The following is a 14,244-nucleotide window of genomic DNA, read 5'->3' on the forward strand; positions in this document are numbered from 1 at the left end:
CCTCATGGACACGACGATCCCCGGCGCGGCCGAGGTCCCCGCCGATCTGCTCGAGGCGTTCCTCTCGTACGAGCGGGCCATCCTGGCGAACGACCTCGACGCGCTGGACGGCTGGTTCGCGGCCGGCGACGACACGATGCGCGGCGACGACGCGGGGCTGCTCGTCGGCCACGAGGCGATCAGCGCCTTCCGGTCGCTGCGCGGCGGCGTCGGGCCGCGCGTGATCGAGCGGATGGAGCACCGCGCGCTGGGCGACGGCGTCGCGCTGATCGTGTCGGTCTCGCGCTTCGACGCCGGCGGCCGCGGATTGCAGACCCAGGTGTGGACCCGCACCGACGCCGGATGGCGCATCACGGCGGCGCACGTGTCGCCCCGCCCCAAGGCGTTCGACCGCGCGATCTGGCGCACCGTCGGGGACCCGCTGTTCCAGGGCGCGTGGGACGGTCCGCTGGCCGGACTGACGTTCGCGGTCAAGGACCTGTTCGCGATCAAGGGCTACCGGATCGGCGCGGGCAACCCGGCGTACCTCGACTCCGTCAGGCCCGAGCAGAGCACGGCGCCCGCGGTGGCCGACCTGCTGCGCGGGGGCGCCTCGCTGCGCGGGATCGCGCGCACGGACGAGTTCGCGTACTCGATCGCGGGCGACAACGCGCACTACGGCACGCCGCCCAACGGCGCGGTCCCAGGGGCCCTGCCCGGAGGATCGTCGAGCGGGCCCGCGTCGGCCGTCGCCACCGGCCAGGCCGACATCGGCCTCGCGACCGACACGGCCGGCTCCATCCGCGTGCCCGCGTCGTATCAGGGGCTCTGGGGGCTGCGGACCACGCACGGGCTCGTGCCCCGTCAGGGCCTCCTGCCGCTCGCGCAGTCCTTCGACACGGTGGGCTGGCTCACGCGCGACGGCGAGACGCTGCAGCGCGTGGTCGACTGGTGCCTGAGCTACGACGGATCCGAGTCGACCGAGAACGTCTACGGCGAGTCGGGGACGGACCTGCCGTCGCGGTTCGCGGTGCCGGAGGAGGTGCTCGACGCCGTCGAGCCCGCCACGCGCGAGGCGTTCGAGGCGCTGCTCGCCGGGATGGGCGCCGACGTCGAGCGCATCCGCATCGGCGACCTCGCCGGATACCAGGAGCCGTTCCGCGTGGTGCAGGGCGCGGAGGCGTGGCGCAACGACGGCGACTGGCTGCGCGAGCATCCCGGCGCGGTCGGCGCCGCGGTCGCCGAGCGCTTCCGCGCGGCCGCCGCGATCACGCCCGAGCAGGAGAGCGCGGCGCGCGCCGCGCTCGGGCCGCTCAAGGAGCGCATCGACGCGATCGTCGGCGACGCCGTCCTGATCATGCCCACGGTGCCCGGGCCGGCCCCCATGCGCACCGCTGACGGCGGCCGCGTCGACGCCGTGCGCACCGCCACCCTGCGGATGACCACGCCCGTCGCGATCGCCGGCATCCCGGCCGTCTCCGTTCCGCTGCTGACGGTGCCCGCCCGGCTCGGGCCGGCGCCGGTCGGCGTGTGCCTGGCCTCGCGCGCCGGCACCGACATCGCCCTCGTCCGACTCGCCCGCGGCCTTGCCGCACAGCCGAAGGATCCCGCATGACCCCCGACCGTCCGTCCGCTCCCGTCGCGCCGCTCGACCCGCCCGCCCGCCTGCTGATGGGGCCGGGGCCGATCTCGGCGTACCCGAGCGTGCTGCGGGCCATGTCCGCGCCGCTCGTGGGCCAGTACGACCCGTTCATGACGGCCGCGATGAGCGACACCCAGGAGCTGTACCGCCAGGTGTGGGCCACGCGGAACGACGCGACCCTGCTGATCGACGGCACGTCGCGCGCGGGCATCGAGGCGGCCCTGGTCTCGCTCGTGCGGCCGGGCGACCGCGTGCTGGTCCCCGTGTTCGGCCGCTTCGGCCACCTGCTCGCCGAGATCGCCGAGCGGGCGCTCGCCGAGGTGCACACGATCGAGGTCGAGTGGGGGCAGGTCGTGCCGGTGTCGGCGATCGAGGAGGCCATCCTGCGCGTGAAGCCGCACGTGCTCGCGCTCGTGCAGGGCGACACCTCGACGACCATGAACCAGCCGCTCGACGAGGTCGGCGAGCTCTGCGCCCGCCACGGCGTGCTGTTCTACACCGACGCGACCGCGTCGCTCGGCGGCAACCCGTTCGAGGCCGACGCGTGGGGTGTGGACGCCGCGACGGCCGGTTTGCAGAAGTGCCTGGGCGGCCCCAGCGGCTCGGCGCCGATCACCCTCTCGGAGCGCGCGGTCGAGGTGATCCGCTCCCGCGGCCGCGTCGAGGCGGGCATCCGGGAGGCCGGCGACGAGAGCGCGACGGACTTCGTCCGCTCCAACTACTTCGACCTCGGGATGATCCTCGACTACTGGGGGCCGCGCCGCCTGAACCACCACACCGAGGCCACCTCGATGCTGTACGCGGCGCGCGAGTGCGCGCGCGTGCTGCTCGCCGAGGGGCGCGGGGCCGTGATCGAGCGGCACCGGGTCGCCGGCGCGGCGATGCTCGCGGGCGTCGAGGGGCTGGGGCTGACGGTGTTCGGCGACGTCGCGCACAAGATGAACAACGTCGTGGCGGTCGAGATCCCCGAGGGCGTGCCCGGCGACGCCGCGCGCGCCGCGCTGCTCGAGGACTTCGGCATCGAGATCGGCACGTCGTTCGGACCGCTGCACGGCCGCGTGTGGCGCATCGGAACCATGGGGTACAACGCCCGGCGCGACACCGTGCTGACCACGCTCGCGGCGCTGGAGGCCGTGCTGCGCCGCTTCGGGGCGCGCGTGCCCGCCGGCGGCGGTGTCGAGGCGGCGCTCGACGCGTTCGCGGGGGCGGCGGCCGCATCCGGGGCCGCCGGATGACCACGACCCGGCTGCCAGAGCTCTCGCCCGAGACCGTGGCCTCGGCCGCGCGGCGCGTGATGGCGCGCTGCGACGAGCTCGCGCGGGTCACGGCCGACGACGGCGCGATCACGAGAGTGCACCTGTCGCCCGAGCACGCGCGCGTGAACCGGCTCGCGGCCGAGTGGATGCGCGAGGCGGGAATGACGCCGCGCCAGGACGCCGCGGGCAACCAGCTCGGCCTGCTCCCCGCGGACGACCCGGACGCGCCCGTGCTCATGCTCGGATCGCACCTCGACACCGTGATCGACGCCGGGCGGTTCGACGGCATCCTGGGCGTGCTGATGGCCATCGAGGTCGTGCGGCTGCTGCGCCGGGTCGACGACGAGGGCCGCTCGCGGTCGCCGTTCCCCTTCGGGCTCGAGGTGGCGGCGTTCAGCGACGAGGAGGGCGCCCGCTTCGGCAAGGCCCTGCTCGGCTCGTCGGCCATGGCGGGGACGTGGGACGACGCGTGGTGGGACCTCGCGGACGCCGACGGCACGACCCTGCGCGAGGCGTACCGAGAGTTCGGCCTGGACCCCGGACGCATCGGCGAGGCCGCGCGCCGGCCCGAGCAGCTCGTCGGCTACCTCGAGGCCCACATCGAGCAGGGGCCCGAGCTGGACCGCCGCGGCGAGGCGCTCGCCGTGGTGTCGTCCATCGCGAGCGCGCGGCGCTTCCAGCTGCTGGTCGAGGGCGAGGCCCGGCACGCGGGCGGGACCCCGTACGACATGCGCCGCGACGCGCTGCTGGGCGCGAGCGAGGCGGCGCTCGCGGTCGAGCGGATCTGCCGCGCCGAGCACCACATCATCGGCACGGTGGGTCAGCTCGAGGCCTTCCCCGGTGCCGTGAACGTCGTCCCGGGCGAGGCCCGGTTCAGCCTGGACCTCCGCGGCGAGTTCGACGCGGACCGCGACCGCGTGTGGCGGGCGATCTCGCTCGAGCTCGACGACATCATGGGGCGCCGCGGCCTGCGCTGGCGCGCCCGCGAGGTGCACAGCGCGCCGGCCGTGTTCTGCGCGCCGCTGCTGCAGGACGTCGTGCGCGAGGGCATCCGGCACTCGGTCGGCGCCGCCGCGGAGCCGGCGACGCTGTTCAGCCCCGCGGGCCACGACGGCATGGCGCTGGGCGCCGTCGCGCCGGTGGGCATGCTGTTCCTCCGCAACCCCGACGGCATCAGCCACCACCCCGACGAGTCGGTCTCCGCGCCGGACGTCGCGCTGGGCATCCGCGCCCTCGCCGAGGCGGTCGCGCACGTCGGCGCCGAGCCCCGCTGAGCCGGCGCGGCAGGCGCGGTCAGGCGACCGCGGCGGTGCGCTCGTGGACGAGCTCAGAGATCTCGCGCTTGAGGGCGTTGAACGCGGGGGCCGTGACATCGCGGTCGTCGCCGAGCGGGACCGGGACGACCGCGCGGATGTGCCCCGGCACGCCGTGCGAGGCGCCGCCGGTCATCACGACGACCCGGTCGGCGAGGTACACGGCCTCCTCGATCGAGTGCGTGATGAACACGACCGTGCGGCCCTCCGAGCGCTGGATGCGCCGCAGCTGCACCTGTAGGTCACTGCGGGTGAGGGCGTCGAGCGCGCCGAACGGCTCGTCCATCAGCATCACGGCCGGGTCGTTCGCCAGCACGCGCGCAATGGCGACGCGCTGCTGCATGCCGCCGGACAGCTCGCCGGGGAAGCGCTGCGCGAAGCGCGTCAGCCCCACGGTCTCGAGGTGCGCGTCGGCCGTGGCCCGCGCGGCCGCGCGCGACATCCCGCGGCGCGAGGGGCCGTACGCGACGTTCTCGCGTACGGTCAGCCATGGGAACAGGCCGTAGTCCTGGAACACGACCCCGCGGTCGGGCCCCGGGCCCGAGATCGGCGCCCCCGCGACCGTGACCTCGCCGCCGCTGGGCTCCTCGAAGCCGGCCAGGATGCGCAGCAGCGTGCTCTTGCCGCATCCGCTGGCCCCCACGACCGCGACGAACTCGCCCGCAGCGACGTCGAGCGACACGTCCGCCACGGCCAGGACGTCGCCCGACGCGGTCGCGAACCGCTTCTCGAGCCCCGCGATGTGGATCTCCGCGCTCATCCGCGCGCCCCCTTCTGGAACACCGGGCGCCGCCCGACCAGCAGCCGCAGCACGAGGCTGAGCAGCCGGTCCGACAGGAACCCGGACAGGCCGATGACGATCATCCCGGCCACGATCAGGTCGGTGCGCACGATGTCGCGCGCGAGCGTGATGGTGGCGCCCAGGCCCTCGTTCACGCCCGTGGACTCGCCGAGCACGAGGATCACCCACGCCAGCCCCAGCCCCACGCGCAGCCCGTTGACGATCGCGGGCGCCGCGGCGGGCACCATGACCCGCCACAGCACGGCGGCCCGCGTGGTCCCGAGCATGCGCGCAGCCTCCACCAGCCGCTCGGGCACCTGCCGGGTGCCGCTCGCGGCGCCCAGCACGATCGGGAAGAACGCCGACAGCGTGATCAGGAAGATCGTGGCCTGGTCGCCGATGCCGATCAGCAGCGCGACGAGCGGCACCCACGCGGTCGCGGGGATGGGGCGGATCAGGTTGATGAACGGATCGAACAGCGAGTCCATGACGTAGAAGCGCCCCATCAGCACCCCGACAGGCACGGCGATCAGCGTCGCCAGGCCGAATCCGGCGCCGACCCGCAGCGCGCTCGCGCCGAGGTGCTGCCACAGGGTCGTGCTGAACGCGTCGTCCCGCAGGCCGCCGAAGGCGAAGTCCCACAGCGTCACGGCCACGTCCGCGGGGTACGGCAGGTACCCCATCCGGATGCCGAACGGCAGCTCGAGCTGCAGCTCGCGACCGAGGTGCCAGAACGCGACGAACAGGACGGGGACGACGAGCCCCAGGGCGATCCGGGCGGGCAGGGACCGGATGCCGCGCCCGCGCCGGCGCCCGGAGAAGCCCGGCGCGACCGGCCGCGTGGCGGGCGGAGCGAGAGTCGCGGTGGCGGTCATGCTCACTCCACGAACGACGTGTCGACGACGTCCTCGATCGCGGGCGCCTCCTCGACGAAGCCCAGCTCGCCCATCTCGGTCGCGAGCGCCTCGAGCTGGCCGAGGTACTCCTCCGAGAGGTCGGAGCGCATCCAGAAGTTCGCGATCGCGGTGTCGAAGATCGCCTGGTCGCCGCCGAACATGCTGACCATCTCGGACAGCCATTCGTCCTCGTTGCCGGTCATCCAGTCGGTCGCGGCCACGTGTGTGTCGACCACCTGCTGCACGAGCTCGGGGTCCTCCGCGATCAGCGCACCCGTCGTGACGAGGCCGAGGTTGACCTTTCCGATCGGCGTCGCGTACGGGTCGGCGAACTCGTGGCCGCCCTGCTCGAGCGCGATCGAGGCGCCGATCTCGACGCCGAAGAACGCGTCGATCGACCCGGACCCGAGCTGCCCGGCCATCTCGGGCGCCAGCACCGTGACGAGCTCGATGTCGTCGGGATCGACGCCGGCCTCCTCGAGCGTGAGGCGCATGGCGACCTCCTGCGCGGTCGTCTGCATGTAGCCGACCTTCTTGCCGACCAGGTCGTCCAGCGTCTGGATGGAGTCGTTGCCGATGAACCCGGATCCGCCGTCGGCGGCGGACGCGACGATCCTGAGGTCGCGGCCCTGCGCGACCGAGGCGATCGTGGGGGTGACGCCGCTGATCGCGAAGTCGATCGTGCCGGCGACGAGCGCGTCGCTGAGGGCGGGCGTGGTGTCGAGCGTGATGACCTCGAACCGGACGCCCTCGGCCGCGAAGTCCTCGTAGAGGAACGGCGCGTAGAAGTGCGGCTGGCCGCGCAGGGTGCCGATCTTGACGGTCGCGGTCTCGCCGGCGGCGCCCGATGCGGCGTCGGAGGACGACGAGCAGCCGGACAGGACCAGCGCCGCGGCGGCGCTCGCGGCGATCGGGATGAGCAGTCGACGGAGGTGCATGGCGGCGCCTTTCGGACGGGGGATTCGGTGGGGATCCGCGGCGCTCGTGCGCCTGCTCCGCAGTCAATCGGCCGCGGCGGTCGAGGCCGTTTCCCGGTCATTTCGCTCACGTAAAACCGTGAAGCGATCACTTCATCCGCCGGGCCCGTCGGGGGATCGCGGTCTCGCGCTCAGGCGCCCTGCGCGAGCCGCCACACGCGCTCGCGCGTGAACGGCTGCTCGAACGGGCGGGCGCCCAGCGCCCGGGCGATCGCGTTGCCGATCGCGGGCGCGACGGGGTTGTACGGCGACTCGCTCATCGACTTCGCGCCGAACGGACCGAGATCGTCGCTCGTCGTCGCGAACAGCACCTCGACGTCGGGGATGTCGGCCGACTGCGGCACGCGGTAGGTGCGGAACGCGGGGTTCTGCACGCGGCCGCCCGCGACGACCACCTCCTCGTACAGCGCCCCGCCGATGCCCTGGGCGACGCCGCCCTCGATCTGCCCGCGGCACTGGGCGGGGTTCATCACGAAGCCCGCGTCGGCCGCGTGCACGTTCCGCAGGATGCGCACGGCGCCGGTCTCGGGATCGACCGCGACCCGCACGGCGTGCACGTTGAACGCGAGCGATCGCAGCTCGCCGTGCTCCTCGCCCGAGGCGGTCAGCCCGCCCGCGCCCGCGATCTCCGCGAGCGGCACGACGCCGGCGGGCGTCCGCACGCCGTCGGGCCCGTACGCGCACTCTGCCGCCGGTGCGCCCACGCGCGCCGCGGCCTCCTCGACGATCCGGTCGCGCAGCGCAAGGCACGCGCCGTGCAGCGCCTTGCCCGCGATCGTCGTGCCGGCCGATGCGAACGCGCCCGTGTCGAACGCGACGGCGTCGGTGTCGGCGTGCGCGAGCCGGATCCGATCGGCGCCCACCCCGAAGACGCTCGCGGCGATCTGGCGCTGGACGGTCGTCGTGCCGTTGCCGAACTCGGCCGTGCCCGTCCGCAGCTCGAACGCGCCGCCGGGCAGGAGCGTGGCGGTCGCGTGGGCGCGGTGGCCGCGCGGCGCGAGCGTGGCGATCATCGCGGCGGCCATGCCCTCGCCGACCAGCCACCCCGCGGGCGGGTCCTCCCCGGGCTCGGCGAGCGCGGCCTGCGCGAGGTCGAGGCACTGGTCCAGGCCGTAGCTTCCCCAGACCAGGTCGGCCTCGATCTCGCCGTCCGCCCGGCGGAGCGCGTCGCCCTCCCGCACGGCGTTGATGCGCCGGATGTCGAACGGGTCCATCCCGATGCGCTCGGCGAGCATGTCGAGCGCAGACTCGATCCCGAGCGTGACCTGGCCCAGTCCGTAGCCGCGGAAGGCTCCCGACGGCACGTTGTTGGTGTAGACCGCCTCGGCGTCCACCCGCGCGACGGGTGCGCGGTACAGCGTGACCGACTCGGCGCACCCGTGGAACAGCACCCCGATCGCGTGGTTGCCGTACGCGCCGGTGTCGCTCAGCACGTCGAGCTTGATCGCCGTCAGCCGGCCGTCGGGCTCGGCGCCCAGCGTCACCGACACCCGCATCGGATGCCGCATGGACGAGCGCCAGAACTGCTCGGCGCGCGTGAACTCGTACGCCACGGGGCGGCCGGTGCGCAGCACGGCGAACGCGACGAGGTCCTCCGTGAACATCTCCTGCTTGCCGCCGAAGCCGCCGCCCACGCGGGGCGCGTACACCCGCACGCGGTCGCGCGGCAGGTCGAACAGCGTGCACAGCTCGTCGCGCGTCAGGAACGGCACCTGCGTCGACGAGCGGATGACCAGCCGTCCCTCCTCGTCCAGCCAGCCGACGGATCCGTGCGTCTCGAGCTGAGCGTGGATCGAGCGCCCCGTGCGCCACGTGCCGCTCACCGTGACGGGGCTCGCAGCGAGCGCCGCGTCGACGTCGCCGCCGTAGCCCGCGTGCAGCGCCGCGACGACGTTGCGCCCCGCATCGGCGACGCGGTCCTCGGGCGTGCGCTCCGGATGCACGAGCGGCGCGCCGGGCGTCCGCGCCTCCTCGGGATCGAACACGGCGGGCAGCGGCTCGTAGTCGACGCGGATCAGTGCGCACGCCCGCTCGGCGGCCGCCGCGGTCTCGGCCACGACCGCGGCGACCCGCTGCCCCACGTGGCGCACGACGTCGTCGAGCATGCGGGTGTCGTCGGGGTCGTCCTGCCGGTGCTCGTGGCGCGCGGTCGAGTACCGGGCCGCGGGCGCGTCCTCGTGCGTGTACACCGCCACGACCCCCGGCACCGCGCGCGCGGCGGCGGCGTCGATCGCGCGGATGCGGGCGTGCGGATGCGGCGAGCCGAGCACGCGCAGGATGAGCGCGCCCGCCGGGACGTCGTCGAACGCGTACGGCTCGAGGCCCTGCACCACCCGCTGCGCCGGCTCGGGCACGGCCGAGACTCCGACACCATCGCCGGGGCCCGGGCCGGTCTCCCGGACCGGTCCGAGCACGGCCGCGCGTACGGCCTCGCGGATCGGCCGGTACCCGGTGCAGCGGCACAGGCTCCCCTTGAGGCGGCGGTCGAGATCCGGGAGGTCCTCCTCGCCGAGGCACGATGCCGTAACGCTCATGCCGGGCGTGCAGAACCCGCACTGGAACCCGAAGCCGTTCGCGAGCGCGTCCTGCACCGGATGCAGCGCGTCGCCGGGGGCGAGGCCCGCGGCGGTCGTGACCGCCCGGTCCTCGGCGCGCACCGCCGGCACGACGCACGAGTGCACGGGCTCGCCGTCCAGCAGCACGGCGCACGCCCCGCAGTCTCCGGAATCGCAGCCGCGCTTGACCGACAGGGCGCCGTGCTCGCGCAGCAGCGTGCGCAGGCACTGTCCCGGCCGCGGGTCGGCCTCGACCGCGGCGCCGTCGATCTCGAGCCTCACGCGCGCGTCTCCCCGGCCAGCTCCGCGCGGGCGCGCTCGGCGAGCACGACCGACACGGCCCGCCGCCAATCGGCCGCGCCCAGCGGATCCGAGAAGTAGCCCGGCGCGGACCGCACCGCCTCGGCCAGCTCGGTCGCCGAGGGCGCCGCGGGGAACCGCAGCACGACCGGGCGCTCGGTGGCCGCGGTCACGACGAACACGGCCGCACCGTCCTCGTCGGCCCGGCCCGTCACGACCGCCGCGGACCTGCCGAGCTCGGCGAGCGCGATCCGGTGCAGCGTGAAGCGCGAGCGCAGCGTGCGCGCGGGCAGGTCGATCGCGCGGATGACCTCGCCCAGCCGCAGCGTGCTGACCCCGTCCCGCGCGGGGATCTCGGCGACGGGCAGCGTGCGCTCGCCGCCGTCGGGGGTCCACACCTCGGCGGTGCCGTCGAGCCCGGTGGCGAGCGACACCATCGCCGCGGCCGCGAACGCTCGGGCGATGTTGCCGCCGACCGTCGCGGTGTTCCAGATCTTGAACGACGCGAGCAGCGCGTCCGCGGCGACCGGGAACATCCGGGTCGCGGCCCACTCCGCGGGCGCCTCGCCGTCGCGCGCGAACCGGACGAGCCGCGCGATGGAGCACGTGGCGCCGATCCGCAGCCCGGCGGGGGAGACCTCCAGGTCGGGCCACCCCATCGCCGTGAGGTCGACCAGCCCCGTGACTTCGGGCTGAGGCTCGCCGAACAGCCACGTGCCGCCGGCGAGCACGGTCTCGCCCGGCGCCAGCGCGAGGTCGCCGCGGCCGCGCGCGCGGCGGAAGGACGTGACGGTGCTCAGGTCCACGCGGGCCGCCCCTCGCCGAGCGCGCAGGCGGCGTCCGGGCCGGCGGGCGCGGTGCCGAGGGTGCCGTGCAGGGGGCCCTGGCCGTCGCGCAGTGGTCGTCCCGTTCCGCCGTGGCGCGACTGGACGATCTCGGCCAGCGCCGAGAGCGCCACCTCGTCGGGCGAGGCCCCTCCGAGGTCGAGGCCCAGGGGGGAGTGCAGCCGGGCGAGGTCCGCGTCCTCCACGCCCGCGGCGCGCAGCAGCTCGGCGCGCCGCGCGACCGTGCGGCGGGCGCCGAGCGCTCCCACGAACCCGACGGGCAGGGCGAGCGCGGTCGCGATCGCGGGGACGTCGAGGCGCGTGTCATGCGTGAGGACGCACACGGCCGTGCGGGCGTCGACCCGATCCCCGGCCTCGCCCCGCAGGTACTCGGCCGGGTCGCCCACGACCCGCTCGGCCGCGTCGGGGAAGCGCTCCGGGGTGATGAGCGTCTCCCACACGTCGCACACCGTCACGGCGAAGCCCGCCGCCGCGCCGACCCGGCACAGCGCGGCTGCGTGCTCGCCGGCGCCGAGCAGGATGAGGCGCGGCCGCGGTGCGTGCGCGAGAGCCAGGACCGCCGGGCCGTCCGGAACCGGCAGGATGCGCCCCGCGGCGGCGCCCTGCAGCACGAGCCCGACAGCGACGGGCCGGTCCGCCGCGGCCCGCTCGAGCGCCGCGCGGGCCACGTCGTCGCCGGCCCGGACCTCGTACGCGAGCACGTCGATCCGCCCGCCGCACGCCAGGCCCGCGGCGAACGCGGCCTCGTCGTCGAAGCCGAACCCCGCCGCCTGTGCCCGCCCGGTCGCGAGCACCGTGCGGGCGAGGACGATCGCGTCGCCCTCCACGCAGCCGCCCGAGATCGAGCCGATCACCTCGCCGTCGTCGGCCACCGCCATGGATGAGCCGACGCCCCGCGGGGCGCTGCGCGCGACGCCGGTGACCGTGACCACCGCGATCCGCCGCCCGGCGCGCAGCCGGTCGAGGATCACGGCGGCGAGTTCGAGCATGGCGCCACCGTAGTCATGCCGTGTTACCGGACTGCTACACGCCACGCCCGGCGCGTCACGCGCCCGACCCCGCGCCGTGACCTGCGGGTCCTAGACTGCGGCGATGGACCCCGCCCGCGTGCGCCTGTGCGGCCTCGTGCTCGCCGCCGGAGCGGGTCGCCGGTTCGGCGGCCCGAAGGCGCTCGCGCGCGGCGCCGACGGGGCGCCGTGGGTGGCGCGCGCGGTCGACGCCCTGGTCAAGGGCGGGTGCGACCGGGTCGTCGTGGCGCTGTCGCCGGCCTCCGCGGCGGCCGCCGCCCTGGTGCCGGCGCCCGCGACGTCGGTCGTCGTCGGCGACGCGGCGCGCGGGCTGGCCGCCACGCTGCGCGGCGCGCTCGCCGCGGCGGTCCCGGCCGACGGCGTCGTCATCCTGCCGGTGGACACGCCGGACGTCGTCCCCGGCGCGGTTCGCCGCGTGATCGCCGAGGGCGGGCGGCCGCTGCGTCAGGCGCTGGCTCAGGCCGTGTACCGCGGCCGCCCGGGCCATCCGGTCCTGGTCGGCGCGGATCACGTCGCGGCGCTGCGGGCAACGCTCCGCGGAGACGAGGGCGCCCGGGCGTATCTGCGGGCGGCCGCCGCCCGGCAGGTGGAGTGCGGGGACCTGTGGTCGGGGGACGACATCGACGAGCGCGGCGGCGCCCACCTGGGGTCGTAGGCTTGAGGGAGTGAGCACCCCGGACCAGCCGTCGCCGTCACGCCGCGCCCGGGGCCTCGCCCCGGTGGCGGGAGCCATCGCGGTCGGGGTGCTCACGGCCATCCAGTCGCGGCTGAACGGCGGGCTCGGCGCCGCGCTCGACAACGCGATCGTGGCCGCCGTCATCTCGTTCGGATCGGGCCTGGCCATCATGGTCGCGCTCGCCGCGGCGCTGCCGGCGGGCCGGGCCGGCGTCGCGCGGCTCGTGCGCGGCGTCCGCGCGCGCGACATCCCGTGGTGGATCCTGATCGGCGGCGCGGCCGGAGCGCTCACGGTGGGCTCGCAGGGCGCCGTGGTCGGGGTGATCGGCACGGCGCTGTTCACGGTGGGCGTCGTGGCGGGGCAGACGCTCAGCGGACTGATCCTGGACCGCGTCGGGTACAGTCCGGCCGGCGTGACGGCGGTGACCGTGCCGCGGGTGGTCGGCGTGGCGCTCGCGCTCGCGGCCGTGACCGTCTCGCTCACGGGCGGCACGGTCGCGCAGGCGCCGCTGTGGATGCTGCTGCTTCCGCTCCTGGTCGGCGCCGGCCTCGCGTGGCAGCAGGCCACCAACGGACGGCTGCAGCGCGCGACCGCGTCGGCGATGACCGCGACGCTCGTCAACTTCGTCGGCGGCACGGTCGTGCTCGGGGCGATCGCGCTGGTGCAGGCGCCGCTCGTCGGCGTCGCGCCGCTTCCGGCCGACCCGTGGCTGTACCTGGGCGGCGCGATCGGCGTCGCCTACATCGCGCTGTCGGCGGCGCTCGCGCCGCGGATCGGCGTGCTGCTGCTCTCGCTCGGATCCGTGCTCGGGATGCTCGTCGGCTCGCTCGCGCTGGACCTGCTGTGGCCGCCCGCCGTGCCGCCGTCGCCTGTCCGGTCCGCCATCACGGTCGCGGTCGCGTGCGTGGGCGTCACGATCGCCGCGGTCGGCCGGCGTTCCGCGCGCTGAGGCGCGCGGAACGAGGTCGTCAGGCCTTCTTCTTGGCCTTCTTGCCCGCGGGGAGAGCGGAGAGGAACTTGGCGCCGTCGACGGCCTTGCGGCGCAGCGGGCGCGACCGGGTGGGCTTTCCGCCCACGTAGAGCCAGCCGAGCAGGACCTCGTCCTTCGTGAGGCCGTGCGCCTTGGCGACCGCGCGGTGCCGCGTGTGGCCGCCCGTGCGCCAGAAGACGCCGTAGCCCGCCTCGTCCAGCAGCAGGCTGAGCGCATGGGCGACGCCGGAGGCGACGGCCTCCTGCTCCCAGACCGGCACCTTGCCGCGCCGCACCGACGCGACGATCGCGATCAGCAGCGGCGCGCGGAGGGGCTTGGAGTACACGCCCTTCTTGCCCTCGGCCTTCGCGATCGCGCGGCCGAGCGCTACGCGGTCGTCGCCGCGGATCTCGATCAGCCGCCAGGGTTTGAGCTCCTTGTGGTCGGCGACGCGGCCCGCGGCCGACACCAGCTCGACGAGCTCGTCGTGCGTGGGCGCGTCGTCCGTGACCTTCGACAGCGAGCGGCGCGCGAGCATCGCGGCCCGCGCGCCCCCGACGGCCGCCGCGGTCATCAGGCCGGGGCGTCCTGCTCGTCGCTCTCCTCCGGAGTGAAGTTCAGCGACAGCGAGTTCATGCAGTAGCGGTCGCCCGTGGGCGTGCCGAAGCCGTCAGGGAAGACGTGACCCAGGTGCGAGCCGCAGTTGGCGCAGCGCACCTCGGTGCGCTCCATGCCGTGGCTGTTGTCCTCGAGCAGCTCGACCGCGTCGGGGCGGATGGACTCGTAGAAGCTGGGCCAGCCGCAGTGCGAGTCGAACTTGGTGCCGCTCTTGAACAGCTCCGAACCGCACGCCGCGCACGTGTACAGGCCGGCGCGCTCCTCGTCCAGCAGCTCGCCCGTCCAGGGACGCTCGGTGCCGGCCTCGCGCAGCACCGCGTACTGCTCGGGGGTGAGCTCCTGGCGCCACTCATCCTCGGACTTGCTCACGTTGTACGACATGGGTTCCTCCCGTTGATCGCCTTACAG

The 14,244-nt window shown here is 75.2% G+C and carries 13 protein-coding genes; 5 read left to right on the forward strand and 8 right to left on the reverse strand.

Features of this window, described 5'->3' with window-relative positions; genetic code table 11:
- Window positions 1-4: 4 nt before the first annotated feature.
- From B5M43_RS08450 to B5M43_RS08460, 3 genes are read left to right on the forward strand one after another with little or no spacing between them, the layout of a single operon-like run.
- Window positions 5-1,594 (forward strand): AtzH-like domain-containing protein, encoded by a 1,590-nt coding sequence (locus B5M43_RS08450; protein ID WP_134745841.1) that lies wholly within the window; start codon window positions 5-7, stop codon window positions 1,592-1,594.
- Window positions 1,591-2,856, forward strand: a complete 1,266-nt coding sequence (locus tag B5M43_RS08455; RefSeq protein ID WP_134745842.1) for an alanine--glyoxylate aminotransferase family protein — start codon at window positions 1,591-1,593, stop codon at window positions 2,854-2,856. Before B5M43_RS08450 ends, B5M43_RS08455 begins: the two co-directional genes overlap by 4 nt.
- Window positions 2,853-4,151 carry an allantoate amidohydrolase gene (locus tag B5M43_RS08460; protein ID WP_134745843.1) on the forward strand — a complete coding sequence of 433 codons (1,299 nt, stop codon included), beginning with the start codon at window positions 2,853-2,855 and terminating at the stop codon, window positions 4,149-4,151. The genes B5M43_RS08455 and B5M43_RS08460 overlap by 4 nt, the downstream gene beginning before the upstream one ends.
- A 19-nt stretch (window positions 4,152-4,170) precedes the next feature.
- Here the strand turns inward: B5M43_RS08460 and B5M43_RS08465 are convergent, their stop codons facing one another.
- From B5M43_RS08465 to B5M43_RS08490, 6 genes are all read right to left on the reverse strand, one after another.
- Window positions 4,171-4,950, reverse strand: coding sequence for an ABC transporter ATP-binding protein (locus tag B5M43_RS08465; RefSeq protein WP_055988957.1), 780 nt, complete (start codon window positions 4,948-4,950; stop codon window positions 4,171-4,173).
- Window positions 4,947-5,846, reverse strand: coding sequence for an ABC transporter permease (locus B5M43_RS08470; RefSeq protein ID WP_082542974.1), 900 nt, complete (start codon window positions 5,844-5,846; stop codon window positions 4,947-4,949). Before B5M43_RS08470 ends, B5M43_RS08465 begins: the two co-directional genes overlap by 4 nt.
- A gap of 2 nt (window positions 5,847-5,848) precedes the next feature.
- The gene (locus B5M43_RS08475; protein WP_055988959.1) at window positions 5,849-6,805 is read right to left on the reverse strand and encodes an ABC transporter substrate-binding protein; all 957 of its coding nucleotides are present in this window, start codon (window positions 6,803-6,805) and stop codon (window positions 5,849-5,851) included.
- A 170-nt stretch (window positions 6,806-6,975) separates the two neighbouring features.
- Window positions 6,976-9,681: a molybdopterin-dependent oxidoreductase gene (locus B5M43_RS08480; RefSeq protein WP_134745844.1), complete on the reverse strand. Its 2,706-nt coding sequence runs from the start codon at window positions 9,679-9,681 to the stop codon at window positions 6,976-6,978.
- Window positions 9,678-10,505, reverse strand: coding sequence for an FAD binding domain-containing protein (locus B5M43_RS08485; protein WP_134745845.1), 828 nt, complete (start codon window positions 10,503-10,505; stop codon window positions 9,678-9,680). Before B5M43_RS08485 ends, B5M43_RS08480 begins: the two co-directional genes overlap by 4 nt.
- Window positions 10,496-11,533, reverse strand: coding sequence for an XdhC family protein (locus B5M43_RS08490; protein ID WP_134745846.1), 1,038 nt, complete (start codon window positions 11,531-11,533; stop codon window positions 10,496-10,498). Before B5M43_RS08490 ends, B5M43_RS08485 begins: the two co-directional genes overlap by 10 nt.
- Window positions 11,534-11,636: 103 nt before the next feature.
- Between B5M43_RS08490 and B5M43_RS08495 the strand changes: the two genes are divergently transcribed.
- Together B5M43_RS08495 and B5M43_RS15325 are read left to right on the forward strand one after the other, a co-directional pair.
- Complete coding sequence (locus B5M43_RS08495; protein WP_205829488.1) at window positions 11,637-12,227, forward strand: NTP transferase domain-containing protein; 591 nt, start codon at window positions 11,637-11,639, stop codon at window positions 12,225-12,227.
- 10 nt (window positions 12,228-12,237) lie between these two features.
- Window positions 12,238-13,197, forward strand: a complete 960-nt coding sequence (locus B5M43_RS15325) for a DMT family transporter (protein ID WP_134745847.1) — start codon at window positions 12,238-12,240, stop codon at window positions 13,195-13,197.
- A gap of 19 nt (window positions 13,198-13,216) precedes the next feature.
- On the opposite strand, the gene B5M43_RS08505 is transcribed toward B5M43_RS15325, so the two are convergent.
- Window positions 13,217-13,792, reverse strand: a complete 576-nt coding sequence (locus B5M43_RS08505; protein ID WP_230667830.1) for a nitroreductase family protein — start codon at window positions 13,790-13,792, stop codon at window positions 13,217-13,219.
- Window positions 13,792-14,217 carry a peptide-methionine (R)-S-oxide reductase MsrB gene (gene msrB / locus B5M43_RS08510; protein WP_134745848.1) on the reverse strand — a complete coding sequence of 142 codons (426 nt, stop codon included), beginning with the start codon at window positions 14,215-14,217 and terminating at the stop codon, window positions 13,792-13,794. The genes B5M43_RS08505 and msrB overlap by 1 nt, the downstream gene beginning before the upstream one ends.
- Window positions 14,218-14,244 lie beyond the last annotated feature (27 nt).

The sequence above is a fragment of the Microbacterium sp. MEC084 genome (assembly GCF_004514465.2).
GTDB lineage: Bacteria > Actinomycetota > Actinomycetes > Actinomycetales > Microbacteriaceae > Microbacterium.